Annotated in this window: 26 protein-coding genes and 1 pseudogene; 17 read left to right on the forward strand and 10 right to left on the reverse strand. The window is 69.6% G+C overall.

Annotated features, from left to right (window positions below; all coding sequences use genetic code 11):
* The first annotated feature begins 236 nt into the window (after positions 1-236).
* The 3 genes from dnaB (at position 237) to WAB15_RS21315 (ending at position 2,904) form a co-directional block, all read left to right on the forward strand.
* The gene (gene dnaB, locus WAB15_RS21305; RefSeq protein WP_399146092.1) at positions 237-1,694 is read left to right on the forward strand and encodes a replicative DNA helicase; all 1,458 of its coding nucleotides are present in this window, start codon (positions 237-239) and stop codon (positions 1,692-1,694) included.
* 166 nt (positions 1,695-1,860) lie between these two features.
* Positions 1,861-2,304 (forward strand): hypothetical protein, encoded by a 444-nt coding sequence (locus tag WAB15_RS21310; RefSeq protein WP_407287196.1) that lies wholly within the window; start codon positions 1,861-1,863, stop codon positions 2,302-2,304.
* A 285-nt stretch (positions 2,305-2,589) separates the two neighbouring features.
* Positions 2,590-2,904 (forward strand): cyclic-phosphate processing receiver domain-containing protein, encoded by a 315-nt coding sequence (locus WAB15_RS21315; protein ID WP_407287197.1) that lies wholly within the window; start codon positions 2,590-2,592, stop codon positions 2,902-2,904.
* A 30-nt stretch (positions 2,905-2,934) separates the two neighbouring features.
* Here WAB15_RS21315 and WAB15_RS21320 read toward each other — a convergent pair whose 3' ends face one another.
* Both WAB15_RS21320 and WAB15_RS21325 read right to left on the reverse strand, forming a co-directional pair.
* Complete coding sequence (locus WAB15_RS21320) at positions 2,935-3,357, reverse strand: hypothetical protein (RefSeq protein WP_399145826.1); 423 nt, start codon at positions 3,355-3,357, stop codon at positions 2,935-2,937.
* A 133-nt stretch (positions 3,358-3,490) separates the two neighbouring features.
* The gene (locus WAB15_RS21325) at positions 3,491-3,736 is read right to left on the reverse strand and encodes a hypothetical protein (RefSeq protein ID WP_384424260.1); all 246 of its coding nucleotides are present in this window, start codon (positions 3,734-3,736) and stop codon (positions 3,491-3,493) included.
* Positions 3,737-4,133: 397 nt separating this feature from the next.
* On the opposite strand from WAB15_RS21325, the gene WAB15_RS21330 reads away from it, so the two are divergent.
* The 5 genes from WAB15_RS21330 to WAB15_RS21350 all read left to right on the forward strand — a co-directional run bounded on the left by WAB15_RS21330 (position 4,134) and on the right by WAB15_RS21350 (position 10,390).
* Positions 4,134-5,345, forward strand: a complete 1,212-nt coding sequence (locus WAB15_RS21330; RefSeq protein WP_407287198.1) for a MerR family transcriptional regulator — start codon at positions 4,134-4,136, stop codon at positions 5,343-5,345.
* Between the two features lie 30 nt (positions 5,346-5,375).
* The gene (locus tag WAB15_RS21335; protein ID WP_407287199.1) at positions 5,376-6,083 is read left to right on the forward strand and encodes a hypothetical protein; all 708 of its coding nucleotides are present in this window, start codon (positions 5,376-5,378) and stop codon (positions 6,081-6,083) included.
* Positions 6,084-6,205: 122 nt separating this feature from the next.
* Complete coding sequence (locus tag WAB15_RS21340) at positions 6,206-7,654, forward strand: serine hydrolase domain-containing protein (protein WP_407287200.1); 1,449 nt, start codon at positions 6,206-6,208, stop codon at positions 7,652-7,654.
* Between the two features lie 124 nt (positions 7,655-7,778).
* Complete coding sequence (locus tag WAB15_RS21345; RefSeq protein WP_407287201.1) at positions 7,779-8,915, forward strand: pyridoxal-phosphate-dependent aminotransferase family protein; 1,137 nt, start codon at positions 7,779-7,781, stop codon at positions 8,913-8,915.
* A gap of 713 nt (positions 8,916-9,628) precedes the next feature.
* The gene (locus WAB15_RS21350) at positions 9,629-10,390 is read left to right on the forward strand and encodes a TetR/AcrR family transcriptional regulator (protein ID WP_407287202.1); all 762 of its coding nucleotides are present in this window, start codon (positions 9,629-9,631) and stop codon (positions 10,388-10,390) included.
* 75 nt (positions 10,391-10,465) lie between these two features.
* Here WAB15_RS21350 and WAB15_RS21355 read toward each other — a convergent pair whose 3' ends face one another.
* Together WAB15_RS21355 and WAB15_RS21360 are read right to left on the reverse strand one after the other, a co-directional pair.
* Positions 10,466-10,918 (reverse strand): GNAT family N-acetyltransferase, encoded by a 453-nt coding sequence (locus tag WAB15_RS21355; protein WP_407287203.1) that lies wholly within the window; start codon positions 10,916-10,918, stop codon positions 10,466-10,468.
* A gap of 88 nt (positions 10,919-11,006) precedes the next feature.
* Positions 11,007-11,534 carry a MarR family winged helix-turn-helix transcriptional regulator gene (locus tag WAB15_RS21360; protein WP_399145819.1) on the reverse strand — a complete coding sequence of 176 codons (528 nt, stop codon included), beginning with the start codon at positions 11,532-11,534 and terminating at the stop codon, positions 11,007-11,009.
* A gap of 132 nt (positions 11,535-11,666) precedes the next feature.
* Here WAB15_RS21360 and WAB15_RS21365 point away from each other — a divergent pair, with 132 nt between their 5' ends.
* Together WAB15_RS21365 and WAB15_RS21370 are read left to right on the forward strand one after the other, a co-directional pair.
* Entirely contained in the window at positions 11,667-12,887 is a 1,221-nt protein-coding gene (locus WAB15_RS21365) for an MFS transporter (RefSeq protein ID WP_407287204.1), read from the forward strand.
* A 135-nt stretch (positions 12,888-13,022) separates the two neighbouring features.
* On the forward strand, positions 13,023-13,496 hold the full coding sequence (locus WAB15_RS21370; protein ID WP_407287205.1) for a GlcG/HbpS family heme-binding protein: 474 nt from the start codon (positions 13,023-13,025) through the stop codon (positions 13,494-13,496).
* Positions 13,497-13,516: 20 nt separating this feature from the next.
* Here WAB15_RS21370 and WAB15_RS21375 read toward each other — a convergent pair.
* Positions 13,517-14,075: pseudogene (locus tag WAB15_RS21375) on the reverse strand (DUF2269 family protein).
* Between the two features lie 174 nt (positions 14,076-14,249).
* Here WAB15_RS21375 and WAB15_RS21380 point away from each other — a divergent pair.
* The 3 genes from WAB15_RS21380 to WAB15_RS21390 all read left to right on the forward strand — a co-directional run bounded on the left by WAB15_RS21380 (position 14,250) and on the right by WAB15_RS21390 (position 18,042).
* On the forward strand, positions 14,250-14,885 hold the full coding sequence (locus WAB15_RS21380) for an HAD family hydrolase (protein ID WP_399145815.1): 636 nt from the start codon (positions 14,250-14,252) through the stop codon (positions 14,883-14,885).
* A 450-nt stretch (positions 14,886-15,335) separates the two neighbouring features.
* Complete coding sequence (locus WAB15_RS21385) at positions 15,336-17,150, forward strand: globin domain-containing protein (RefSeq protein WP_407287206.1); 1,815 nt, start codon at positions 15,336-15,338, stop codon at positions 17,148-17,150.
* A gap of 109 nt (positions 17,151-17,259) precedes the next feature.
* Complete coding sequence (locus WAB15_RS21390; protein ID WP_407287207.1) at positions 17,260-18,042, forward strand: pyridoxamine 5'-phosphate oxidase family protein; 783 nt, start codon at positions 17,260-17,262, stop codon at positions 18,040-18,042.
* A gap of 43 nt (positions 18,043-18,085) precedes the next feature.
* On the opposite strand, the gene WAB15_RS21395 is transcribed toward WAB15_RS21390, so the two are convergent.
* From WAB15_RS21395 to WAB15_RS21415, 5 genes are all read right to left on the reverse strand, one after another.
* Positions 18,086-18,565: an NUDIX domain-containing protein gene (locus tag WAB15_RS21395; RefSeq protein ID WP_393485819.1), complete on the reverse strand. Its 480-nt coding sequence runs from the start codon at positions 18,563-18,565 to the stop codon at positions 18,086-18,088.
* Between the two features lie 48 nt (positions 18,566-18,613).
* Positions 18,614-19,510 carry a LysR family transcriptional regulator gene (locus WAB15_RS21400; protein ID WP_407287208.1) on the reverse strand — a complete coding sequence of 299 codons (897 nt, stop codon included), beginning with the start codon at positions 19,508-19,510 and terminating at the stop codon, positions 18,614-18,616.
* Between the two features lie 232 nt (positions 19,511-19,742).
* Positions 19,743-20,882 carry a cystathionine gamma-lyase gene (locus WAB15_RS21405; protein WP_407287209.1) on the reverse strand — a complete coding sequence of 380 codons (1,140 nt, stop codon included), beginning with the start codon at positions 20,880-20,882 and terminating at the stop codon, positions 19,743-19,745.
* The gene (locus tag WAB15_RS21410; protein ID WP_407287210.1) at positions 20,879-21,454 is read right to left on the reverse strand and encodes a low molecular weight protein-tyrosine-phosphatase; all 576 of its coding nucleotides are present in this window, start codon (positions 21,452-21,454) and stop codon (positions 20,879-20,881) included. Before WAB15_RS21410 ends, WAB15_RS21405 begins: the two co-directional genes overlap by 4 nt.
* Before the next feature lie 3 nt (positions 21,455-21,457).
* Positions 21,458-21,835 carry a phage holin family protein gene (locus WAB15_RS21415; protein WP_399145810.1) on the reverse strand — a complete coding sequence of 126 codons (378 nt, stop codon included), beginning with the start codon at positions 21,833-21,835 and terminating at the stop codon, positions 21,458-21,460.
* Positions 21,836-21,883: 48 nt separating this feature from the next.
* Between WAB15_RS21415 and WAB15_RS21420 the strand changes: the two genes are divergently transcribed.
* The 4 genes from WAB15_RS21420 (at position 21,884) to WAB15_RS21435 (ending at position 24,327) form a co-directional block, all read left to right on the forward strand.
* Positions 21,884-22,201, forward strand: coding sequence for a cupin domain-containing protein (locus tag WAB15_RS21420; protein WP_399145809.1), 318 nt, complete (start codon positions 21,884-21,886; stop codon positions 22,199-22,201).
* Between the two features lie 218 nt (positions 22,202-22,419).
* Positions 22,420-22,644 (forward strand): DUF5326 family protein, encoded by a 225-nt coding sequence (locus WAB15_RS21425; RefSeq protein ID WP_393485831.1) that lies wholly within the window; start codon positions 22,420-22,422, stop codon positions 22,642-22,644.
* A gap of 385 nt (positions 22,645-23,029) precedes the next feature.
* Positions 23,030-23,800 carry an IclR family transcriptional regulator gene (locus WAB15_RS21430; protein ID WP_407287211.1) on the forward strand — a complete coding sequence of 257 codons (771 nt, stop codon included), beginning with the start codon at positions 23,030-23,032 and terminating at the stop codon, positions 23,798-23,800.
* 104 nt (positions 23,801-23,904) lie between these two features.
* On the forward strand, positions 23,905-24,327 hold the full coding sequence (locus WAB15_RS21435; RefSeq protein ID WP_393485833.1) for an SsgA family sporulation/cell division regulator: 423 nt from the start codon (positions 23,905-23,907) through the stop codon (positions 24,325-24,327).
* Positions 24,328-24,363: the final 36 nt, after the last annotated feature.

Below are 24,363 nucleotides of genomic sequence, written 5' to 3' on the forward strand. Positions count from 1 at the left end.
AGCTGCAAGGCGGTCATCCACATGGCCTGTGGATAACCAGATTGGCGGACGGTGCCCACGGGCCTACCGTGGACCGGCACCCGCCGCCTGTTCTGGCCCGAGACATCGTCCGAACTCGACGCGCCGTAACCGGAGTCGGGCGTCTCGATTGTCAGAGCTGTGCCGTATGAAAGAACAGCACAGCAAGGTCCGCGCCGCGGACGGGAGGAGGTGCCGGGGTGAGCATTCCCGAGCCCATGGAAGACCCCTGGGCGGACTCCGGTCCGAGCGACCGGCTGCCGGCCCCCCGCTCCCGCCGAGGCGACGGCAAGGGCCGCGGCCGTGGCGAGCGACCGGACCGCGACGACGACGGCGGTTCCTGGGCCGGCGGCTTCGAGCGGGTCCCCCCACAGGACCTGGACGCCGAGCAGTCCGTGCTCGGCGGCATGCTGCTGTCCAAGGATGCCATCGCGGACGTCGTCGAGGTCCTCAAGGGAGAGGACTTCTACCGCCCCGCTCATGAGCTGGTCTTCCAGGCGATCCTCGACCTCTACGCCAAGGGCGAGCCGGCCGACCCGATCACCATCGCCGCCGAGTTGACCAAGCGCGGCGAGATCGGCCGGGTCGGCGGCGCCTCGTATCTGCACACCCTCGTCCAGTCCGTCCCGACGGCCGCGAACGCCGAGTACTACGCCGAGATCGTCCACGAGCGTGCCGTGCTCCGCCGGCTCGTCGAGGCCGGCACCCGTATCACGCAGATGGGATACGCCGCGGACGGCGACGTCGACGAGATCGTCAACAGCGCCCAGGCGGAGATCTACGCCGTCACGGAGCAGCGGACCAGTGAGGACTATCTGCCGCTCGGCGACATCATGGAGGGCGCGCTCGACGAGATCGAGGCGATCGGCTCACGTCAGGGGCAGATGACGGGTGTGCCGACGGGCTTCACCGACCTGGATTCGCTGACGAACGGCCTGCATCCGGGGCAGATGATCGTCATCGCGGCCCGTCCGGCCATGGGTAAGTCGACCCTCGCGCTGGACTTCGCGCGGGCCTGCTCGATCAAGAGCAATCTGCCGAGCGTGATCTTCTCCCTGGAAATGGGGCGCAACGAGATCGCGATGCGGCTGCTGTCCGCCGAGGCGCGGGTGGCGCTGCATCACATGCGCTCCGGCAGCATGACGGACGAGGACTGGACGCGGCTGGCTCGGCGGATGCCCGACGTCTCGGCCGCGCCCCTGTACATCGACGACTCGCCGAACCTGTCGATGATGGAGATCCGGGCCAAGTGCCGGCGCCTCAAGCAGCGCAACGAGCTGAAGCTGGTGGTGATCGACTACCTCCAGCTGATGCAGTCCGGCGGTTCGAAGCGCGCCGAGAGCCGCCAGCAGGAGGTCTCGGACATGTCCCGAAACCTCAAGCTGCTGGCGAAGGAGCTGGAGCTCCCGGTCATCGCGCTCTCCCAGCTGAACCGTGGCCCCGAGCAGCGCACGGACAAGAAGCCGATGGTCTCCGACCTCCGTGAATCCGGTTCGATCGAGCAGGACGCCGACATGGTCATCCTGCTGCACCGCGAGGACGCCTACGAGAAGGAGTCCCCCCGCGCAGGCGAGGCCGACCTGATCGTGGCCAAGCACCGTAACGGCCCCACGGCCACGATCACGGTCGCCTTCCAGGGCCACTACTCCCGCTTCGTGGACATGGCACAGACCTGAGCGGACGGGCTGTTGGTTCGTTCTCCGGTTCCGGGTCATTTTCTCGGCCGCAGGGTTATGGCGGTGGTGGGCAGGACGCTGCTCGCCGGGACATCGCCCGTCGGCAGATCACGGCCCGTCCTCGCTGACCTCTCGCCCGCACGGGGCTCCTTGCCATCATCTCGACATGGCCTCAGCCCTTCCCCGCACCGTCCGAGCCGTCGACACCGACCAGCTCCTCGACCTGGAACAGGAGGCCGCCACATACGGCTTCAGCCGGCGGCTCCCGGGCGACTGGCTCCAGGAGCACCTCGCCGCAGAGGCGACGCACTACCTGTTCCCCACACTCGTGCACCGGCTCCGCCACCGTCCCGAAGTGTCGCCGCAGTGGAGGTGCCAACTGCTGCTGACCGTCAGCACCGGCGAACAGATCTGGGGTCTGCTCGACGTTCTCCCCGACACCTTCGACAGGATTCCGGAGACCTTGGACGCGGCGGCCAAGAAGGAAATCGTCAGCCGCATAGAGCACGCCGTGACTCAACGTGAGTGGGCGGAGCGGATGCAGCCGGGGAACGCCCAGCTCACGGCATCGGCGCAGGACGCCGAGAGGGAGAACCCGCACGCGCCGTAGGGCCACGTCACATTTCGGTCGGCCGTGTCGTCCTACTGACCGTTACCAGCGCACCGGTGACGGTTGGAAGTTCGCCGAGCGTGTCTACGAGGTGCGATACGAAGACACCACGACGCCGGTCGGCTCGCCGCCCCGCCCGGCCGGGGGCTCGTGACCGGCCCGCCGAGGCGGCCAGGCCGTTTGGGATCACCAGTCATCGGTGTTCGCAAACGACCTGGCACCCCGAAGTTCTCGCGGCCGCTCTCCTGTGATGATGACCAGGTGAAAGAGGACCCAGCCGCACCAATGCCCGTCATCCTCGGCATTGACGACCTCCGACCGCTCCCCAGAGCCACCCGGATCGCCCGCACCAGCCGCGAAGGCGTCCGCCTCCTGCAAGAGCACCGCGACGGCTTCATCGACGAACTCTGGCTCGACCACGATCTCGGCGGCGACGACAGCATCATGCCCGTGGTGACCCTCATGGAAGAAGCCGCCTTCAGCGGACGGCCCTTCCAGATCGGCATGGTCTTCGTTCACAGCGCCAACCCCATCGGTGCCGAAACCGTCGTCCGGTCGCTCACACGCTGGAACTACCAGGTCCGGCGGGCAACGGCTTAGCGCATCCGACGCGGGGTCGAGGCGCCCAGGTCAGAGCAGCTTTCTGGCGATGAGCTGGACCAAGCCCTCCTCGTTGCGGTTGCGGGGGGCCGCCGGGCGTAGTCGGATGTTCCGGCTGTCCTCCTTGAAGTCCTTGGACGGTGGCACCTTGTTGGAGCAGTTCATGACGGGCCCGACCCTCGTGGTCTGCGGGGCTTGATTGAGCAGGCCGATGCGGGGCAGCACCAGGACGTGCCGGGAGTTCGTCGAGCACTCGTGCGTCTGCCTGACGATGCGCTTGCCGTCCTTGTTGGTGTAGACGGACTGGCTCTTGTGCATGCAGGTGATGCCCTGCACGGTGCGGGTGCAGTCGCTGGGTGTTGCTGCGGCGTGCGCCTGGGTGGCACCGGCGCCGGTCACGGCGAGGCCGCTCAGGAGCACCGAGACGGCTGCGATCTTCTTTCGACTGAACATGTGCGGGGTTCCTTTGCGATCGATGCCGGGGCGACATGCGCGGCGCACCGGATTGTGCCCAGGCCCTGATGAAGGTCGGGGAGGGGCCCCGGCGCCGAGCCGGTGGCTCGGACGCCGGGACATGTGCCAGTTGTCAGCCGTTGCAGCCCATGCTCGAGCCGACCCCGCCGAACTGTCCGCCCGGGCCGCCCTCGCCGTTGAGCGCGTTGCCCAGCAGGCCGTTGAGGATCCCGACCTGGCCGAGCACGTCGACGTTCAGGTCGTGCGACCGGCACCAGTTCCCGTGGCCGCCACCCCGGGCGGAGGCCGTGCCGGCCCCGAGGAAGCTGACGGTGCCGAGGATGGCGGCCACGACGGCAGCCTTGTGAAGCTTGCGCATTTCTCCTCCAGAGATTGAACGGATGCGATCTGTAACAGATCAACTGCGTACAGTGACTGGGATGCTAATATGAAAAATGCCGCACCGCGCATCGGTACTGCCATCCGGGTTCTCGGGGGTTCTGCCTACGGTGTGACGGGGGGTTGGGCAGCGGGCGCTGGCCCTCCGCCCTGTGGGTGACCGGGTCAGTTGGCCACTCGGCGAACGGAATTGGGCGTGCGGCCCCTCAGTCGAAGTCCCAACCCTGGTCGTTGATAAGGGTGTTGGCCGGAGCGCTCAGGGTGGGATACCGCTCGTCAGGGTGGAGCCAGAGACGGCGGCGATCCGCCAGGTGGACCATTGCCGCCGCCGTATGGTCTTTGACCTTCAAGCTGGTTGAAGCTCCACAATCGCCTCCATGGACGACAGCGAAGTACTGCTGAGCATCGGTGCATTCGCGCGACGGGTGGGGCTGGCGCCGAGTGCTCTGCGGTTCTACGACGACTGCGGGGTGCTGCGGCCGGCTCAGGTGGATGCCGTGACGGGCTACCGGCGCTATGCGGCGGAGCAGACGGCGCGGGCGGTTCGGCTGCGGCGGTTGCGGGAGGCGGGGCTGCCCCTGGTGGATGCCGCGGTCGTGCTGGACGGACGGGCGGATGCTGCGCGGGGCGTGCTGCGGGCACACCTGGAGCGGACTCGGCGGACGGCGGATGCGGCGCGGGCGGTGGTGGAGGGGCTTCTCCGGGAGGCGGCCGGCGGCTCGGAGAACGGCCGCAGCTGGGCCAGGGCGCGGGTGGGCGGTGCCGAACTCGCCAGTGCGGTACGGCAGGTGGCGCCCGCGGCTGCGACCGGGGAGTCCCGGAAGGAGCATCCGGTGCTGGGCTGTGTGCTGCTGGAACTCATCGACGGTGAGGTGCGGTTGGTGGCCACGGACCGCTATCGCCTGGCGGTGCGGGTGCTGCGGCCGGCGGAGTTCGAGGGCGGGCCGCGACAGGTCCTGATCGGCGCGGATACGGCGCGAAATCTGGCGGAGTGGGCCGTACGGCAGGTGGTGGTTGGTGTGGAGTGCGCGGACGACGGCGCGGGCGTCCGGCTGCGGGGCGAGGCGGACAGCCGCGAGGTGACGGCGAGCGCGGGTCGGCGACAGGGCGATGGCACACCCGAGGTGTTTCCGGACTACCGGCTGATGCTGGAAGGCCTGGAGGCCAACCGTCATCGCCTCATCATCGACCGATTGGCGCTACGGGACGCGGTGGCCGGACGGGCGGGGGTGGTGTCGTTGTCGACCGCTGCAGGGGACGACGCCGGGGGCGGTGTGGCCGGCCGGAGTAAGGGCGCTGTTTCACGTGAAACAACGCCCGGCTCCACGGCCGAGCAGACGCTGGAGGTGTCGGGCGGTGGGCGTGAGCCCGTCCTGCTCCGGATGGTTCGTACAGGGCCTGGGCTGCGGATCGCCTTTGATCCGGCGGTACTTGTACCCGCGCTGGAGGCCGGGGTGGGCCCCGATGTGCTGATGGAGGGCGGTTCGGTCGACCGCCCCGTCGTGGTCCGCTCCGCCGACCAGGGAAGTTTCACCACGTTGGTGATGCCGGTGCGCGAGACCGAGACCGAGACCGAGGCCAAGGACTGACTGCTGGTGACTGCTGAGGGGAATGGGCCGATGGATCCGGAACTGCCTGTGGTGCGGTTGTGCGTGGAGGGGATGCAGGCCGAGGCGGAGGGGGACGGCGAGGCGGCCCTCGGACTCTTTCAGCGGGCCTGGGACGTCGCCGCCGACGACTATGAGGCGTGCATCGCCGCGCACTATCTCGCCCGGCACCAGACCCTGCCCGACGAGACGCTGCGTTGGAACCAGGAGTGCCTGACCCGTGCCGACCGGGTGGGCGATGAACGGGTCCAGGGGTTCTATTCGTCGTTGTACGTGAACATGGGGCTCGCCTATCGGCAGCTCGGCCAACTGGAGCTGGCGCATGTCTACTTCCAGCGCGCCGCGGAACGGGCGGGGGACGCCCCCGGTGGGCAGTACGGCGACTGGAACCGGTTCGCGATCGCGGAGGGCCTGCGAGGTACGGCTTCTGCGCCGTCCGAGCAGGTCGGGTCGGGGAGCGAAACCGGAGAGGGCGCGCTGCCGTGGGCCCTCGACGCGGTGGTCGACGGACGCGTCCGTGGGCTGCTGGCGCGGTGGTGTGCGCGGGCCGATCTCAAGGCGCTGGGACTGACCCTCCCGGCCTACCTCGGGTACCTCGGTACGGACGAGGACCGCATGCGGCTGCGTACGGCCCTGCACATGGTGCATGCGGCGCGCTGGCTGCCGGAGGCGGAACAGGCCGAGCTGGGCAGCGTGCTCGGGGCGGCGGCGCTGCGCTGATGAGCCGCGGAGCGGGTGTGGGCGAACGGGGGAACGGCTGAGCTGGATCGGGCGGGGCCGGACAGGCGAAGCTGTCCGCCTGAGCTGGATCGGTTGCATCGGATCTGCCGTTGAGGAGCGCCATGACCATCACCCAGTCCGCCGAGCCCCAGGAGCCCGCGCCGGTCGGCCATGTGCCGGTGCCGGTCGACAGCTGTGAAGCCTTCGTGGGGCTGCTGCCCCAGACACGGCGGTCGCTGCTGCGGCGGCTGGCGATCGGGCAGGCAGAGGGGCGGGTGCCCTCGATGATGGGTGCGGTGGTCCGCGACGGTCTGGCGGTGTGGAGCGGCGCCAGGACTTCGGTGGAGGGCGAGGTGCCGAACGGGGATGTGCAGTACCGGATCGGTTCGCTCACCAAGACCTTTGTCGCCGTGCTGGTGATGAGGCTGCGGGACGAGCAGTTGCTCCGACTGGGGGACCCGGTCGGCAAGCATCTGGAGGGCACCCCGGTACCCGACGCGACGATCGCTCAACTGCTGGCCCACAGCTCGGGGTTGGTGGCGGAGACGAGGGCCCCCTGGTGGGAGCGGACCTCGGGCGAACTGCGGCCGGAGCCGGCCGATCTGTTCGGTGACCGGCCGCAGCGACTCCCCGCCGGGCGGCGGCACCACTACTCCAACCCCGGCTATGCGCTGCTGGGCGCGCTGGTCGAACGCCTGCGGGGCGGCATGCCATGGGACGAGGTGCTGCGGCGCGAGGTGCTGCGACCGCTGGGCATGAGCCGTACGACGCTGCAGCCGGGCATGCCGCACGCGGGCGGCTGGGCGGTGCACCCGTGGGCTGACGTGATGTTGCCGGAACCGGCTCACGACACGGGGTTGATGGGCCCGGCGGGGCAGCTGTGGTCCACGCTGGACGATCTGTGCCGGTGGGCGACGTTCCTGCTCAGGGGCGATGAGCGAGTGCTGAGCGCGGCGACTCTGGCCGAGATGCGGACACCAGCCGTGCCACCGGAGGGGAGCGCGTGGGAGGCGGGGTACGGGCTGGGGCTTCAGCTGGTGCGCCGGGAAGGACGGACGCTGGTGGGTCACACCGGCTCGATGCCCGGCTTCCTGGCGGCGCTGTGGACCGATGTCGACGAGGACGTCGCCGGGATCGTGCTCGCCAACTGCACTTCCGGCCCGGCGGTTGCCGCGATCGCCGCCGACCTCACCGGGATCGTGGTCGAGCACGAACCCCGGATTCCCGAGCCCTGGCGACCGCTGCCCGGCCCGCTGGATCCGGAGCTGCTGGCGCTGACCGGCCTCTGGTACTGGGGAGCGAACCCGCACACGCTGCGGCTGCGGGCCGAGCGTGGACTTGAACTCGCCCCGCTGTCCCAGGCTGGGCGGTCCTCGTGGTTCCGGGCGGAGGCGGACGGCACCTGGACCGGGCTGGACGGCTATTACGCGGGCGAGACCCTGCGAGTGGTGCGGGACCCGGAGGGGTCGGTCAGCCATCTGGATCTCGGCACGTTCGTCTTCACTCGCGGGCCGTACGAGCCGGCGGAACCGGTGCCCGGGGGCGTGGACCCGGAGGGCTGGCGGGTGTGAGGCCCGTGCGGTGGGCCGCGAGGCCCATGCGGTGAGGGCGCGGTCCGCCGGGCCGTACAGTCGAGCGAGACGTCAGGAGCCGCGTCGAGGCGGCTCGCTACCGCTGGAAGGCCCTGTGACTGCCGTGTCTGACCCGACCACGAACTCCACCGCCCCGGACCTGCTCGACCTCCCTCCGCTCACCGCGTCCCACTTCGCGCGGATCGAGGACAAGGTCGCCGCGCTGATGCGCACCCGCTGCGATGTCGTGGCGATGCAGGGCGAGGCGCTGCTGCCCCTGGAAGCCTGTATCCGCTCGGCCGTGCGGCCCGGCAGCACGGCGCTCAACATCATCACCGGACCGTACGGCGAGACCTTCGGCGGCTGGCTGCGGTCCTGCGGCGCCGAGGTGATCACGATCAGTGCGCCGTTCACCGGTGCGGTCGCCCCGCAGCAGGTGGCGGATGCGCTGCGGGAGCACCCCGAGATCGACTTTGTGAGCCTGGTGCACGCCGAGGCCGCCACCGGCAACACCAACCCGGTCGGTGAGATCGGTGCGGTGGTGCGGGAGCACGGCGCGCTGTTCATGCTCGACGCGGTCGCGTCCGTGGGCGCCGAGCCGCTGATGACCGACGAGTGGGGCGTGGACCTGTGCGCGATCGGCGGTCAGAAGGCGATGGCCGGTCCCGCCGGTGTGTCCGTGGTGTCGGTGAGTGCTCGTGCGTGGGAGCGGATCGCCGCCAACGAGCAGGCTCCGCGCCGCTCGTACCTCTCGCTGCTGGACTGGAAGGAGCGCTGGATCGACGGTGGCCGCGCCGCCCTGCCGCACGCTCCGGCGCAGCTGGAGATGCTCGCCCTGGAGCAGGCCGCCGACCGTATCGATGCCGAGGGCCTGGATGTGGTGATCACCCGGCACCGGGCGGCGGCCGCGGCGACCCGGGCCGGTGTGCGGGCGATGGGCGGGCTCGCTCCGTACGTCGTGCGAGATGAGGACGCGGCGCCGGCTGCGACGACGCTCCGTGCGCCGGAGGGAGTGGACGCCCGGGACATCGTGACCGCTGCGCTCGCGGTGGACGCTGCGGTGCCGGTACAGGCCGCGGCGGGCACGCTGGCCAAGGAGATGATCCGGGTGAACCACTATGGCCGGGCGGCCGATCGGGCGGTGGTCACGGCCTCGCTGAGCGCACTGGCGGGCGGACTGCGTGCGCTGGGCGTGTCCGTGGATGCTGAAAGCGCCGCTGTGGCCGCGGGCGAGGCCTGGGACGAGGTCACTGGTAGCTGAAGGCAAGGGATAGGTGGGGCCGTGTTTCACGTGAAACACGGCCCCACTTGTGTATGCGCTACGCGGCTTCGTTTCACGTGAAACGTGCGTTGGCTCCAGTGAGGGACGGTCCCTTCATTCCGTATAGCCCGAGGCCGTGAACGAACCCCTCGGCGGCCCGCCATTGCTCCAAAGTCCTTATGCCAGGCCTGAGTTGGGAGGTGCGGCCGGGGTAGCTGTTGGCAGAGGCGTGGTCGAGGCGCGTACGCCGGGGTGGCAGCCAAGGCACGGGTCTGGTCCTTGCGGGGGGGGAGAGAGAGAGAGTGCCGGTTCTGGCCAGCCGCTCGACATCCGCCCTTCACCGCCCGTCACCTGCTCTCCGTAGTCTTCCGCTCGCCGCTCGCCGCTCGCCGCTCGCCGCTCGCCGCTCGCCGCTCGCCGCTCGCCGCTCGCCGTCCGTCGCCTGCTTTCCGCCATCCGCCATCCGCCATTCGCCATTCGCCATCAGGCGTCGGTTCGCCGTTCCCTCCCGCACGCCCTGCTCTCTTCTGTTCCTCTCCTGCTCGCCGCGCCCCTTTCTGCTCCCTCCCCGCACGCTCGGTCGATCTGGTCGCCGCGACCGCGTCCGGCCCTTAAGGATCATGTGTAGATCCGTCCCGTAGAATCGGAATTATCGACCCGTTTAAAACAGCGGTTCTGGACGCGGACGTCGATGGTTCTCAGGAGGCCCGGAGATGGCGGTCGGTGGTGGTGCCGCGCGTGGTGTCCTGCGCCCGCGTGCGGATGCGCGACGCAACAGGGCGCTGGTGCTTCAGGCGGCTCGATCCGCCTTCGAGGAACAGGGGTTGGGGGTTCCGCTCGGGGAGATCGCACGCCGTGCGGGCGTCGGGGCGGGCACCGTCTACCGCCATTTTCCTTCCAAGGAAGCCCTGTTCAGGGCGACGATCGTGGAACGGATCGAGCTTTTCACCGACACCGCAAGAGACTTGATCGATGTCGAGGACCCCGGTGGGGTCTTCTTTCGCTTCCTGGCGTCGGTGGTGCGGCTCGCCTCACAGAACAAGGCGTTGTGCGACGCGCTGGCGGCGGCCGGCGCGGGGCGCTTGGAGCCGTCGCCAGGGGTGGGGCGGGACTTCGACGAGGCGCTGGAGGCCCTGCTCGCCAGGGCTCAACAGGCGGGCGCGGTGCGGAAGGACGTCGGGATAACGGACCTCAGAGCCCTGCTGGTGGGCTGTCTTTCCATGGAGCAGGCCACGGCGGCGGCGAATCCGGGGTCCGCGGCGCAGGGGCGGATGACGGCGCTGATGTGTGATGCGCTGCGGGTGGGCCCGGCTGTAACGAAACTTCCACCCGAGGCGAGAAATCGTAACGAATCTCGGTGCGAGGTGTGCGGTACGGCGCTTGCCGTGGCACGTACAGGACGGCCCGCGCGCTTCTGCGGCGGCACCTGCCGCCAGAAGGCCCACCGGGCGCTGCGGCGTACGCGGCGGAGCTGAACGCCACCGCGAAGTGAACGCGCCCAAACGCCCCCATCGGAGTGAGCGCATCCCCGCACAGCGTGCGCCCGTCCTTCAGAGCGTGAGCTTGAATCCCAGGTGGGAGGCCTCGAACCCGAGGCGCTCATAGAAGCGGTGCGCCTCGATCCGGGTCGCGTCAGAGGTGAGCTGCACCATCTGGCAGCCGAGCGTGCGGGACTCCGCTACCGCCCACTCGATGAGCTGGCTACCGAGGCCGCCGCCGCGCTCGTCCCGGTGTATCCGCACGCCCTCGATGATCGAACGGGTGGCGCCGCGCCGGGACAGGCCCGGGATGACCGTGAGCTGGAGGGTGCCGATCGTCCGCCCGTCGCGCACGGCGACGACCAGGTGCTGCTGTGGGTCGGCGGCGAGCGCCGCGTATGCGGCGAGGTACGGGGCGAGGTCGTCGGGCGACTCGCGGGCGGCGCCCAGGGGGTCGTCGGCGAGCATCGCGACGATGGCGGGCAGGTCGGCTTCGGTCGCGCGGCGTATCTCGATGTCGCTCATGGGCGCGACCCTATGCCGCGCGCTCACGGGGCGGCAGGCGAGTGCCCGGTCCGGACACCCGGCCGCCGGACCGTACTTGGCCCTGCGGTCAGCGCTCCGTCGCCGGTGCGAGTGTCTCGACGGCGGTGACCAGCGGCGCCAGCTCAGGACGCTGAGCGGCGTCGTGGAGGGCCGCACGCAGCGCGCCGTCGTGCGTGGGTCGGGCCTCCACCAGGAGCGCGAGCCCGTCGGGCGTGACGTTGGTGTAGATGCCGCGCCGGTCGTCGGGGCACAGGTAGCGCGAGAGCAGTCCTCGCTCCTCGAGCCGGGTGACCAGGCGGGTGGTCGCGCTCTGGCTGAGGACGACGGAGTCCGCCACCTGGTGCATCCGCAGATGGCCGCCCGGTCCGTCGTGCTGCTCGCTGAGCACGTTGAGGACCGAGAACTCGCGGACGCTGAGGTCGTGCTGCGCCTGCAGTGCGCGCTCGATGTGCGACTCGATCCGGCCGTGCAGGGCGGAGAGCGCGCACCAGCCCTGCGCGAGCCCGGGGGTCGACGCCGGCGGGCAACCGGGCTCGGCTGTCGCCGGCTGCTGGGCTGCCGCCTGCTCCTGCGTTTCCCGCGTCTGCTGCGTCATCGAAGACCTCCTCAAGGGGCGCACGAACCAGGATAGAGCACTTTCGAAATATCCAGCGCTTGCATTTAACCGCGCCTGCAACTATTGTGAACGCTCGTAAAGGATGGACGCAATGATCTGAAGGGATCCGTCATGCCTCTCGCGCTCCTGGCGCTTGCCATCGGCGCCTTCGGGATCGGAACGACCGAGTTCGCGGTCATGGGCCTGTTGCCCGACATGGCGGCCGGTTTCGGTGTATCCATCCCGCTCGCCGGATACGCGACCACTCTCTACGCCCTCGGTGTGGTCATAGGCGCCCCGCTGATGACCGCTCTCGGCACGCGCTTCACGCGCAAGCAGATGCTGATGCTGCTGATGGGCCTGTTCATCGTGGGCAACCTGCTCACGGGCATCGCGCCCAGCTTCGGGATCATGCTCGCCGGGCGGATCGTCTCCGCGTTCACGCATGGCGCGTTCTTCGGCATCGGCGCGCTCGTGGCCGCCGACCTGGTCGCGCCCCAGAAGCGCGCCAGCGCCATCTCACTGATGTTCAGCGGCCTGACCATCGCGAACGTCGTGGGCGTCCCGGCCGGCACGATGCTCAGCCAGCAGTTCGGCTGGCGCACCACCTTCTACGCCATCACCGCGCTCGGTGTGATCGGCCTGCTGGGCATCGTCAAGCTCGTTCCCGCGCAGCGGGCGCGAGCGGCCTCCCCCATAGGCAGCGAACTGGCGGTCTTCCGCAACCCTCAGGTCGGCCTCGCGATGCTGATGACGATCCTCGGCTTCGGCGGTGTCTTCGCTGCCGTCACCTACCTCGCCTCGATGATGACCGAGGTCACCGGCTTCGCACCGTCGTCCGTCATCTGGCTGACGGCCATCTTCGGCCTCGGCATGGTCGGCGGAAACCTGGTCTCCGGCCGCTTCACCGACCGCGCCATGATGCCGATGCTCTACGTGTCGCTGACCGGTCTGGCGCTCTCGCTGGCCGCCTTCAACTTCACCGCGCACAACAAGATCGCCGCAACCGTCACCATCGCGCTGATCGGCGTCTTCGGCTTCGCGACCGTGCCGCCGCTGCAGAAGCGGGTGATGGACCAGGCGGCCGCGGCGCCCACCCTGGCCTCGGCCGGCAACATCGCGGCCTTCAACTTCGGCAACGCACTGGCCGCCTGGCTCGGCGGGGTCGTCATCTCGGCCGGCCTCGGCTACACCGCACCCAACTGGGTCGGTGCGCTGATGACCGTCGCGGCGCTCGCGGTGGCGATATTCGCCTCCGGCCTGGAGCGGCGTCAGACGGGCCGTGGCCAAGTGGTGGCCACCGGGCTTCCCGGCAAGGTCGCCGACGAGCCCGTACCGGCCGCGCAGAGCTGACGGTTCCGGCCACCGCGCCGGCAGCCGTACCCCCGCGCTGCTCGCCGCCCCGGCAACACCAACCCCAGCCCCAGCAACACCAGTGCCAGCGGCGCCACGAGCGCTACCCGCACCACACCCCCAAGGACACTCCTCATGAGCACCTCCACCCCCCAGGCCTCCACCCCTCACGCCTCCACCGCCGATGCCGCCCCCGCTGTCCGTCCCCTTACGACCCGTGATGCCGAAACCCTCATCGAGGCCGCCGTGCGGGCCGCCGAAGCCCTCGGTGTCCGGGGCAGCGTGACCGTTGTCGACGCGGGTGGCCATCTGCTCGGCTTCCGGCGGGACGACACGGCCGTGCTGATCTCCGGGGAGACCAGCACCCGCAAGGCCTACACCGCTCTTCAGCTGGACGCGCCGACCGCAGAGCTCGTCGATCTCGTACGGCCTGACGGGCTCTTCCACACGCTGCCCACGGCGCTGGACCGGCCGCTGCTCTTCCTCGCGGGCGGCGTGCCGCTGCACAGGGACGGCCGGCTGATCGGCGCGATCGGCGTCGGCGGCGGCGCCCCCGACCAGGACCACCAGATCGCCATCACGGCGATAGCGGAGGCCGACCTCGCCTGACGACGGTGCCGCCCCATCGGCTAACGGACGCCCGCACCCTCCTTGCCGCTCCCACGCGCCTGGGGGGTGCGGGGCCCGGTCGACTGCGCCGCGCGCAGTCGGCGACCGCGTTTGGTCATCCCCCAGGGCTTGAGGACGGAGATCGCGGTGATGAAGAGGTAGGTGGCCGTGGCGACCGCCGGTGCGACGACCAGGTGGAAGTCGGGGGTGGGGGCTGCCCGCGGCCGCCTCGGCGGCCAGCTGGTCGATGCCCGGGCTGAGGGAGAAGACCGTCAGCAGCACGGTGACGAGCGTCAGCCAGAACTTGATGAAGACCCAGCGGTGCCTGGCCAGTCCCCACGGGGTGCCCAACGACAGCACCAGTCCGCTGACCAGCGTGGCAAGGGCGATCGGGAGGACCAGCCAGTCACTGAAGATCTTCATCGCCCGGTAGGCGACCGCCGCCATCTCGGGAGAGCCGGTGGTGAAGCCGGTGACACTGAGGGTGAGCAGCCCGAGAGTGAGCCCGAGCCAGCTGACGGATACGGCGACATGGAGGACGAGGAGGGTCCGGCGGGCGGGCCGGCGTAGCTGCTGCATACCGACCACGGTCGCGTCCGCGGCCCCGCCGTACATCTGCCGCCGGGAGTATCCGCGTCTACGCGCACCTGAGTACGGCCTCCGCACCCTCTCCCCTCCGGCGCCCGGGTTCTCCCCTACGGCACTCAGGGTCCGTCCGACGAGCCATGGTGCGCAGGCCCTAAGCTCCGCCCTATGGGGACGCTGCATCTGTTCGACATGGACGGAACTCTGCTCCACGGCTCCGCGGCCGCCATCGAGATCTCCCGGCAGCTCGGGTTGGACCAGGAGATCGCCGAGCTGGAGCGCGGGTTCGTGGCGGGGGAGCTGACGCCGCTGCAGTACGCGCAGCGGGCGTGTGACCTCTGGGCCGCCGAGCTGACCGAACCGCACGTCACCGCGGCCTTCGACGGTGCGCCCTGGCTGGCCGGAATTCAGGAGGTCTGGGCGGATATCCGGGCGCGGGGCGAACGGTGCGCGGTGATCTCCCTCTCACCCAGCTTCTTCGTCGACCGGCTGCTGAGTTGGGGGGCCGACACCGCACACGCCTCGCGTTGGCCCGCTGTCCCGATCCGGCAGCCGATGGACCCGGCTGGCATTCTCTCGCCGGCGGCGAAGGTGCGGATCGCGGATGAACTCTGCGCGAGGTACGGGCTGACCCGGGCCGACTGCGTGGCGTACGGCGACTCGCAGTCGGACGCCGAACTGTTCGCCGTGGTGCCCCGATCCGTGGCCGTGAATGCCGATCACCACGTCAGTGACCTGGCCTTATATGCATACGCGGGACGCGATCTGCGCGAGGCATACGAACTGGTGCGTACTGCCCGGTAATTCCGAGTTTTCTGCCGGGGATTCGCCCACTGTGTGCGCTGAAAATGCACTCTGTGGGGAGGAACGCTGTTATCAGAGGGCCCGGTCGGAGTGTTCCAAGATCAGGTCTTGTGGTTTCAACTACTGCCGGTATGGTCGAGTCCGGCTTGGCGGGGGTGAGGGCTTCCGCGGGTCGCGAAGCGCGGGCAAAGCTCGTCAGCATAGCGGCGAAGCGACCCGTGACAACCGGACTTCCGACTGTTTGTCCGTTGTGGCGGGCGGTACTGGCATGCTGCTGACGCGGCGTCTGCTCCGCATTGTCGCAAGGGAGTGGCGTCTGTCCGCTTTGGAGGGGCTTGCCGGAATCGCTTGAGTCGATTAAGAATTCCGGGGCAGGACGGGGGAATTCCGGGCAGTTCCGATCCACGGAAGTGCTAAGTCAACCGAAAGACGTTCGAGGCGAGGCAGACCATGGACGCTCCGACCACCACGTCGGCCGATGGCGGCTCTTCTGGCGGCAACAGCGGCGATTGGGGTTGGTTCAGTCCGCCGGCGAAGAAGTCCTCCGGAGATCAGCAGGAGCCGCAGAACGTCCAGGAGCGGCAGGGCCAGGACGGCCGGGCCGGGGCGAACGACCGGGGTGCACGCGACGACCGCGGTCAGCGCGGAGACTTTCGCGAGCGGTATGAACACGACGAACGTGATGAACGGAACGAACGGGAACGGATACCCAGTAGACCGGTCAATCCGATCCGGCCGGTAGGCACCGCCGCCACGCGTGAACGTGAAGCGGAGCCGCAGCAGGTCCCTCAGCCGCGTCGCGAGACGGGCCACCGGCCCGCCGCATCCCTCTATGCCGAGCAGGCCGCCGCGGGCCGCGGCTACAACGCTCCCGCTGCCCCGTCTCCGTTCGACCCGCCGTACCTCGTGCCCGAGCCCACCCAGGAGCGCGAGCCGTCCCGGGGCCCCGAGCCCGAACCCGTCCACGGGTCGGTACGCCGCACGGCAGCCCCCGCCGGCGCCGTCCCCGCCGCGCAGACCGAGGCCCCCGCCCCCTCCGTCTTCACCCCTCAGCGCCCCGCCGCCCCCGCCCCGGAGCCCTCCCTCGACGCTCTGGAAGCCTCGGCCTCCGGCGCGGCACCCGCCTCTCCCGACGCGATCCTCATCCGCCGCACCATGGCCGAAATCGGGCCGGTGGCGGACAAGGTCACCTCGTACTTCTACGCGCTGCTCTTCGTTCAGCACCCCGATCTGCGGGCGCTGTTCCCCGCATCGATGGACACCCAGCGCGACCGACTGTTCAAGGCGCTGCTCACCGCGGCCCAGCATGTCGATAACGGCGAGGTGCTCACCGCGTACCTGTCGAACCTCGGCCGCGGGCATCGCAAGTACGGCACCCAGCCCGACCACTACCCGGCGGTCGGCGAATGCCTGCTCAGAGCGCTCGCGCGCTATGCGACGTCCAGTTGGGACTCGGAGACCGAGGCCGCTTGGGTGCGCGCGTACACCGCGATCTCGCAGATCATGATCGACGCCGCCGCCGAGGACGAGGCGGTGGCGCCCCCGTGGTGGCAGGCCGAAGTCGTCTCGCACGAGCTGCGCACGCCCGATATCGCGGTGGTGACGGTCCGCCCCGACCAGCCCTACCCGTTCCTCGCCGGGCAGTACACCAGCGTCGAAACCCCCTGGTGGCCGCGGGTCTGGCGGCACTACTCCTTCGCCTCCGCGCCGCGCTCCGACGGCCTGCTCTCGTTCCACGTCAAGGCGGTCCCGGCCGGCTGGGTCTCCAACGCCATGGTCCACCGCGCCCGGCCCGGTGACGTCATCCGGCTCGGTGCCCCGGCCGGCTCGATGACCGTCGACCACACCACCCGCAACGGCCTGCTGTGCGTCGGCGGCGGCACCGGCATCGCCCCGATCAAGGCCCTGGTCGAGGACGTCGCCGAACACGGCATCCGGCGCCCGGTCGAGGTCTTCTACGGCGCCCGCAGCGATCACGACCTCTACGACCTCGACACCATGCTGCAACTCGAACAGTCCCACCCCTGGCTCTCGGTCCGGCCGGTCGTCGCCACCGGGCCCGCGGTCCGTGGCGGGACCAGCAGCGAGACCGGTCAGCTTCCGGACGCAGTACGGCAATACGGACCGTTCCGGGAGTACGACGCCTATCTTTCCGGGCCGCCCGGGTTGATCCGCAGCGGTGTGGACGCTTTGGTGGGGGTCGGTATTCCGACCGACCGCATACGGCACGACTCCATAGAAGAGCTGGTCTCGGCAGGAGATTGAGGTCTTGGCAGCACAGGGTGAACACGAGCCGACAGGCGAGGGGCGGGGCACGAGCGCACAGGCGCGCCCCGGAAGCGACGGCGAGCACTTGGTGCAGCAGAGACTTGGCATGACCGCGCGCGCCGACCGCTTCTACCAGGACCAGGTCCTGGACCATCTCAACGCCCGTATGCAGGAGTTCGTGGCCCGGCAGGAGATGTTCTTCCTGTCCACGGCCGATCGGCACGGCGAGTGCGATGCGACGTTCCGAGCCGGCCCGGCCGGCTTCCTCCGGGTGCTCGACGAACGGACGCTGGCCTACCCGGAGTACCGCGGCAACGGTGTCATGGCGTCCATCGGCAACATCTCGGAGAACCCCCGCCTGGGCATGCTGATGGTCGACTTCACCCGCGACCGCATCGGGCTGCACGTCAACGGCCGGGCACGGGTCGTGATGGACGACGAGATGCGGGCGAACCACGCCGATCTGCCGGTCGATCCGGTCCCCGGCCGGCGCGCCCAGCTGTGGGTCACGGTCGAGGTCGAAGAGGCGTACATCCACTGTGCCAAGCACATTCCGCATCTGCAGAAGGTCCCGGCGCACCAGCGCGGGGCGCGGGCCTGGGGAACGGACGACTTCAAGCGCAAGGGCGGCGACTTCTTCGGCGCGGCGGCCGAGGCGGGCGAGCGGCCGCCGTTCCAGCGCGCGGAGCGCAAGAACGAGCACCTTCGAGGCGGGCTGCACGAGGACATGGGCGCCGCGCCGCGGGCCGAAGGCCGGGAGGAGTTCGTGGAGGAGCTGAACGCGGAGTTCCTCGACCGGGTCGAGCGGGTGCTGGCGCGCGCCCAGCCGCGCCGCCCCGCGGAGGACGAACCCGGATTTCGCGGGTGGTTCGACCGGCGCGAGGACTGACGCAACTGCCGCGGCGGCGGGTGTGCGGTGCGGCTGTCCGGGCTCAGCCCAGATCGGGGGCGTGCATCGCCCGTACGCCTTCGATGTTGCCGTCGAGGTAGTGCCGCAGTGACAGCGGCACGACCTCGACGGAAGCGATGCCGACTCGGGTGAAGGGCACCCGCACGATCTCGTAGTCCCCGCAGGGCTCCTCGACCTCCGGGCCGTGGCGGCGTGCGGGGTCCATCGAGTCGAGCCGGCACACGAAGAAGTGCTGCACCTTCACGCCGTCCACCCCACCGTCGCTGATGTGCTCGACGGTGTCGACGAAGACCGGCACCACGTCCTTGACCTTCGCGCCCAGCTCTTCGTCCAGTTCGCGGTGGAGGGCGTCGATGACGGTGGCGTCCTCGGGCTCGACCCCGCCACCGGGGGTGATCCAGTACGGGGCCCGGCCCGGCTTGGTGCGCTTGATCAGAACAAGGTCCGCGCCGTCGAGCAGAATCGCGCGGGCGGTGCGTTTGACGACTGGCCGTACGGTCATAGTCGACAGATGCCGCAACCGCAGCCTGGCGAAACCCCCGCCCCTTCGTCACCAGTCGACGGCGGACCGCAGCAGCGACTCATGCGCCCGTGCGATATGCGGCAGACCGAGCGTTCCGGTCCGTACGGCGAGGAAGTAGGTGCGCAGCGGGGGCACCGGCGGGTCGAGCAGCGCGACGACCTCTCCGCAGTCCAGTGCCTCGGCACACAGATAGCGGGGCAGTACGGCCAGCCCCGCACCGGCCGTGACGCACGACAGCACCGCCCGGAGGTCGGCCGCGATCACGGCGGCGGAGGCCGCGGGCTTGGCGCCGAAGACCGCTGACCAGTAGCGGGCGATCAGCGGCAGGCTCTCATGGACTTCTACGAGCGGTACGGGGTCGAGCACGCGGACGCCCCCGACCTGCAGCACGGCCGGACCGCCCAACTCGGCCGCCCAGCGCGGTGCGGCGATCAGGACATGCTCCTCGTCGCACAGCGGAGTGGCGGTGAGCAGTCCACCACGCGGCCGGGTGGTGGTGACGGTCAGGTCGTGGTGGCCGGCGGCCAGACCGGTCAGCAGCTCGTCGGTGGCGCCGAAGGCGGTGCGTATGGACAGGCCCTGCGCGATGAGCGGGGTCAGTGCGGGGAGCGCGCGCTCGGCGAGGAACTCCGGGGGGCCTGCGAGATGGAGGGTGCGGGTGACGGAGTCCCGGTCCAGGCCGGTCTCGGTGATCTCGGTGAGCGCGTCCAGGTGCGGCGCCACTTTGTGGGCGAGCTCGTCGCCGATGGTGGTGGGGGTGACGCCACGGGCGTAGCGCAGGAAGAGCGGGCGGCCCAACTGGCGTTCCAGCGCCCGGATCTGGCTGGTCACCGCGGGTTGGGAGAGGCCGAGTAACGCTGCGGCACGGGTGAAGGAGCCGGCTCGGTGCACCGTGACGAAGGTGCGCAGCAGAGCCAGATCCATCGCGTACCTCCTGCGCCACTCGGAAGCCTGGTCGCGGGCCAACTATAAATTTGTCGATAGGGCTGTGTCGCTAGCGTGATTGGACACTGACGCTCAGTCAACTAGCCTTGTCTTAGCGGTTCGTTTCACGTGAAACAGCTGGTTTCACGTGAAACACGTGGACTCGGTCCACGCGGAGCCGCGGCCGGCAGGGTGACGAGGGGGGATACCCTGCCGGCCTATTGTGTCTGGTTCAGCCCTGTGCGGCCGCGCGCGCCGCGACATCCAGGGCGTGGAGGACGTCCATGACTAGGTCTTCCGGTTCCTCGACGCCGACCGACAGGCGGATGAAGCCCTCGGGCACGGCGTCCCCGCCCCAGCGGGCGCGGCGCTCGGCGCTGGACCGTACGCCCCCGAAGCTCGTCGCATCGTCGACCAAGGTCAGCGCGGACAGGAACCGCTCCGCGTACGCCTTGTCCGGCAGCACGAACGAGACCACGGAGCCGAAGCGACCAGGGCGCATCTGCTGGGTGGCGAGGCGGTGGGAGGGGTCGGACGCCAGTCCGGGGTGGCGCAGGCCGGTGACCTCGGGGCGGTCGGCCAGCGCCGTGGCAAGCGCCAGCGCACCGGCGGATTGCTGGCGGACGCGCAGTGCGAGGGTGGCGAGCGAGCGATGTGCGAGCCAGCTCTCCATGGGGCCCGGGATCGCGCCCACGGTCTTGCGCCACAGCCGTACGGACTCGGCCAGCGCGGCATCGCGGGTGCTGGCATACCCCAGCAGGACATCGCCGTGGCCGGTCAGCGCCTTGGTGCCGCTGGCCACGGAGAAGTCCGCACCGAGATCCAGTGGGCGCTGGCCGAGGGGGGTGGCGAGGGTGTTGTCGACGGCGACGAGGGCACCCTGCCGGTGCGCCGCGTCGGCCAGCCGCCGGATGTCGCAGACATCGAGCCCGGGGTTGGAGGGCGTCTCGATCCACAGCAGCCGGGCACCGTCCAGCACGTCGAGCTGTGCGTCCTGTGCGGTGGGTGCCGTACGGACCTCGATGCCGTAGCTCTCCAGGCGGGTGCGGACGGCCGGCAGCAGCTGGTAGCCGTCGCTGGGCAGGACCACCGCGTCGCCGGAGCGCAGCTGGGAGAAGAGGACGGCGCTGATCGCCGCCATCCCGGACGCGAAGGCGACGGTGTGGGCGCTCCCGTCCGGCGATTCGAGCTCGCCGATGGCCTTCTCCAGACGGGTCCACGTCGGATTGGCGTCCCGTCCGTACATGTAGGGGCCGACGGCGTCGCCGGGCAGGTGGAAGTGGGCCGCGAAGACCGGACCGGGGAGGGCCGGCTCGAAGGCCTCCGGCTCCGGAAGCCCGGCTCGTACGACGCGGGTGCCGTCGCCCGTCATCTGCCCTCCTCTTCCTGCGGGTGGTGCGGGACCTGCGCCGGGCGTCGGTCGTCGTGCCCGGAGGCGCGGGCCGGGACGATGGTGCGGGCCGTGACCGCGGCGCGGACCGCTGCCAGCAGGCCCTCGCTCGCCGTCTCGACTATCTGCAGGCACTCCTCGAAGTCCGCGAAACCGCCGTAGTACGGATCGGGTACGTCGAGATCACCCGCCGCGCTCTCCACGTAGGAGCGCAGCAGGCGGACCTTGGAGGCGGCGTCGGGCGTGGGGGCCAGCCGTCGCAGCTCGCGCAGATGCCCGGAGTCGAGCGCGATGACCAGGTCGAGGCGGTCGAACCAGGAGGCGCGGAACTGCCGGGCGGTGTGGGCGGACGGGTAGCCGCCCGCGCGCAGCACGGCGACCGTGCGCGGGTCGGCTCCGTCACCCTCGTGCCAGCCGCCGGTGCCGGCGCTGTCCACCTCTACCAGGGCGTCGAGCCCTTCCTCCGCGAGGCGGGCGCGGAAGACGGACTCCGCCATCGGCGAACGGCAGATGTTGCCCGTGCAGACGAAGCAGATGCGGAACGCAGCGGTCAAGGATCAGTCCTCGTCGGGAAGGATCACATGCATCGCCCAGGAGACGATGGAGATGATCACGCCGCCGAGCAGCGCCGTCCAGAAGCCGTTCACATGGAAGGCGAGGTCGACCTTGCCGGCGAGCCAGGATGTCAGCAGCAGCATCAGCGCGTTCACGACCAGCGTGATCAGGCCGAGCGTGAGGATGAACAGGGGGAAGGACAGTAGCTTCACCAGGGGCTTGACGAGGAAGTTGACCAACCCGAAGATCAGCGCGACGAGGATCAGGGTCAGTACCTGGCGGCCGGTGTTCTCGCCGGTGAGAGTGATGTCCTTGAGCAGCCAGATGGCCACGGCAAGCGCCGCGGCGTTGGCGATCGTCTTGACCAGAAAATGCTTCATGGTGAGATCGTCGCAGACGAGTGTGAACCATCAAGGGGTGCGAACGGCATGAAGGCCTTCAGACTGGATGAACTGGAAGCGGAGCGGGCCGCCAACGACGGCGCGTACCTGCAGTTCATCAGGGAACGCAACATGTCGGTCGGGCTGTACGCGCTGGACGCCGGCAGCACCGATCCGCAGCAGCCGCACGCCCAGGACGAGGTGTACTTCGTGGTCAGCGGCCGGGGGGCGATCACGGTCGGGGCGGAGACGGAGCCGGTGGCACGCGGAAGCGTGGTCTATGTGCCGGCCGGGGTTCCCCACAAGTTCCACCACATCAGCGAGGATCTCAGGGTGATGGTGGTCTTCTCTCCTCCTGAGAGCTAAGGGTCGAGGCCCGCGACCCGTAGGGGAAGGTTCAGGGGAGTGCCGGGGCTGCGAAGCCCCCACGGCTGTGTTCCGCGCCCTAGCATCGTTGGTGATGGGAGAGCCGGAGGCGGCCGGGCAGCGGCCCGGCGCGCGGACGGTGCCATCGGCGCACAGACAGTGCGGTGGACAGATAGCGCGGTACAGACACCGTTACAGACAGAAAGCAGGGCAGAGCAGTGGCTGGTAAGGGGATATTCGCAGGGCTTCCGTGGTGGGTCACCTGGGTCGTGGTGCCCGTCGTCCTGATCGTGGTCTTCGGAGGATTCATCGCCTCGGCGCTCGGCTTCCTGGTCGGCGTGCTGTTCAAGCTCCTTATCGCGGCGGCGCTCATAGCCGGAGTCGTCTACCTCGTCCGCAGGGTCAGCGGCTCGTCGTCGTCCTCGTCGAAGAGCGACTGGTAAGCCACCCTCTCCGACCGGACGACCGCGCCCGGGCGACCCCGCCCGTGCCGAGATGCCCCCGACGCACTACCCGACGTACACCTTCCCACTCCGTTCAACGGCGGCTCCGCCACGTCAGATGTCGGTCCGACCCTTCCTCCTCAAGCCAACTAGTGCGCCAGGCGGGTTAACTCCGCTGGCTTTCGGCTTACTGCCCCGATCGGCGGAGTTAGAGTGCGGATCGCAGGCGTCTTCCGGATGGTGACGTTCCGGAAAATACCGAGTGAGGCGAGACCGGGCCGGCGTCGTCGCGGAAGCCTGGGAGGCGCGCGCGGTCGTGGGAGCGGGTCCCGCGACCGGGGTCCCCGTGCCCCACGGCGAGCGGATCTGGGGGTTGGCGTTGGCAATGGTGAACGGCGAATCCGCTTCACACCCCACCTTGATCGGGTCGGTGCAGCGAGCGCTCCGACTGCTGGAGGCGGTGGCCGCGCACGCCGATGGAGCGCCGGCCAAACAACTCGCCAGAGAAACCGGACTGCCGCTGCCGACGACCTATCACCTGTTGCGGACCCTGACCCACGAGGGCTATCTGCAGCGCGAGAACGGCGTGTTCGTGATCGGTGCGGCGGCCGAGGCCATCGGCCAGGCCGGGGCCAGGCGCCGGCAGCGGGCCCAGATCTCCGAAGCGCTGGCCGTGGCGGGCCGGAAGTTGAGCGCCGCCGTCTACTTCGCCGTCTATCGGGAGGGTGAAGTGGAGGTCGTGGCGGTCGCCGACAACCCGGATCGGCCGCCGGTGGAGGAATGGGTTGATTTTCGTACCACCGCGCACGCTCATGCGATCGGGCAGTGTCTGCTCGCGCAGCTTGACGAGGCATCGAGGAAGGAGCATCTGTCACGGCATCCCCTGCAGTCGATAACGCCCTTTTCCCTGCGATCTGAGGACGATTTGCTGCGGCGCTTGGATACGGTGCGTCGCGGTCAGGCGGCCTTCGAGCACCAGGAATATGCCTTGGGCACGGTGTGTTCGGCCATCCCCATCCAGGTCGGCGCGGTCGCCGCGTCGTTGGCCGTGTCACTTCCCGCCAACGAACTGCACCGATTGCGGTCCGTTACGGATCGACTACGAAAAATGGCGGAGGCGACACTAACGACACTCGCCTTCTCTATCAGTATCTGAAAACTCACTCCTTGTGATCTGCCTGCACGTGGCCGACGATGGCGGCAATAGGGCTACGGGGGATGTTTCCCGGCCATCTCCGATCAAGTGCGGGGCAGTGGTTGATGACCGACACAGTTCAGGCAGAAGTGATCATGAGCTTCGTCGTCTCCGATGAGCTCGCGTTCCGGATTCCGGTGGAGCTGGACTTCGACAGCGCCGATCCCTACGCCGTCCGCCTCACCTTCGACCTGCCCGGTGATGCGCCCGTCACCTGGGCCTTCGGGCGTGAGCTGCTGCTGGACGGCCTGAGCCGGCCGTCCGGTGAGGGCGATGTGCGGATCGAACCGGCCTCGCCCGAGCATCTCAGCGACGTCTTCATCAGCCTCCAAGTAGGCGCCGAGCGCGCCCTGTTCCGGGTGAGCGCGGCGCCGCTGGTCGCCTTCCTGGACCGTACGGACCGGCTCGTGCCGCTCGGCAAGGAAGAGGTCTGCGACACGTTGGAGGCCGTGCTGGACCGGATCCTCACGGAGGCGCCCGCCGGCTGACCCCGGCCCCGCCCCCGTCCGCACCGGCGCCACACC

It is taken from the genome of Streptomyces sirii (assembly GCF_045690365.1).
Classification (GTDB): Bacteria; Actinomycetota; Actinomycetes; order Streptomycetales; family Streptomycetaceae; genus Streptomyces; species Streptomyces sirii.

Excerpts from the sequence above, each read along its gene's own strand:
- WAB15_RS21435 (WP_393485833.1), top strand. The coding sequence starts at position 23,905 with ATGACCGACACAGTTCAGGCAGAAGTGATCATGAGCTTCGTCGTCTCC.
- WAB15_RS21310 (WP_407287196.1), top strand. The coding sequence starts at position 1,861 with ATGGCCTCAGCCCTTCCCCGCACCGTCCGAGCCGTCGACACCGACCAG.
- WAB15_RS21370 (WP_407287205.1), top strand. The coding sequence starts at position 13,023 with ATGAGCACCTCCACCCCCCAGGCCTCCACCCCTCACGCCTCCACCGCC.
- WAB15_RS21320 (WP_399145826.1), bottom strand. The coding sequence starts at position 3,357 with ATGTTCAGTCGAAAGAAGATCGCAGCCGTCTCGGTGCTCCTGAGCGGC.
- WAB15_RS21315 (WP_407287197.1), top strand. The coding sequence starts at position 2,590 with ATGCCCGTCATCCTCGGCATTGACGACCTCCGACCGCTCCCCAGAGCC.
- WAB15_RS21350 (WP_407287202.1), top strand. The coding sequence starts at position 9,629 with ATGGCGGTCGGTGGTGGTGCCGCGCGTGGTGTCCTGCGCCCGCGTGCG.
- WAB15_RS21405 (WP_407287209.1), bottom strand. The coding sequence starts at position 20,882 with ATGACGGGCGACGGCACCCGCGTCGTACGAGCCGGGCTTCCGGAGCCG.
- WAB15_RS21400 (WP_407287208.1), bottom strand. The coding sequence starts at position 19,510 with ATGGATCTGGCTCTGCTGCGCACCTTCGTCACGGTGCACCGAGCCGGC.
- dnaB (WP_399146092.1), top strand. The coding sequence starts at position 237 with ATGGAAGACCCCTGGGCGGACTCCGGTCCGAGCGACCGGCTGCCGGCC.
- WAB15_RS21355 (WP_407287203.1), bottom strand. The coding sequence starts at position 10,918 with ATGAGCGACATCGAGATACGCCGCGCGACCGAAGCCGACCTGCCCGCC.
- WAB15_RS21335 (WP_407287199.1), top strand. The coding sequence starts at position 5,376 with ATGGATCCGGAACTGCCTGTGGTGCGGTTGTGCGTGGAGGGGATGCAG.
- WAB15_RS21340 (WP_407287200.1), top strand. The coding sequence starts at position 6,206 with ATGACCATCACCCAGTCCGCCGAGCCCCAGGAGCCCGCGCCGGTCGGC.
- WAB15_RS21330 (WP_407287198.1), top strand. The coding sequence starts at position 4,134 with ATGGACGACAGCGAAGTACTGCTGAGCATCGGTGCATTCGCGCGACGG.
- WAB15_RS21430 (WP_407287211.1), top strand. The coding sequence starts at position 23,030 with ATGGTGAACGGCGAATCCGCTTCACACCCCACCTTGATCGGGTCGGTG.
- WAB15_RS21360 (WP_399145819.1), bottom strand. The coding sequence starts at position 11,534 with ATGACGCAGCAGACGCGGGAAACGCAGGAGCAGGCGGCAGCCCAGCAG.
- WAB15_RS21390 (WP_407287207.1), top strand. The coding sequence starts at position 17,260 with ATGACCGCGCGCGCCGACCGCTTCTACCAGGACCAGGTCCTGGACCAT.
- WAB15_RS21385 (WP_407287206.1), top strand. The coding sequence starts at position 15,336 with ATGGACGCTCCGACCACCACGTCGGCCGATGGCGGCTCTTCTGGCGGC.
- WAB15_RS21380 (WP_399145815.1), top strand. The coding sequence starts at position 14,250 with ATGGGGACGCTGCATCTGTTCGACATGGACGGAACTCTGCTCCACGGC.
- WAB15_RS21395 (WP_393485819.1), bottom strand. The coding sequence starts at position 18,565 with ATGACCGTACGGCCAGTCGTCAAACGCACCGCCCGCGCGATTCTGCTC.
- WAB15_RS21415 (WP_399145810.1), bottom strand. The coding sequence starts at position 21,835 with ATGAAGCATTTTCTGGTCAAGACGATCGCCAACGCCGCGGCGCTTGCC.
- WAB15_RS21365 (WP_407287204.1), top strand. The coding sequence starts at position 11,667 with ATGCCTCTCGCGCTCCTGGCGCTTGCCATCGGCGCCTTCGGGATCGGA.
- WAB15_RS21420 (WP_399145809.1), top strand. The coding sequence starts at position 21,884 with ATGAAGGCCTTCAGACTGGATGAACTGGAAGCGGAGCGGGCCGCCAAC.
- WAB15_RS21325 (WP_384424260.1), bottom strand. The coding sequence starts at position 3,736 with ATGCGCAAGCTTCACAAGGCTGCCGTCGTGGCCGCCATCCTCGGCACC.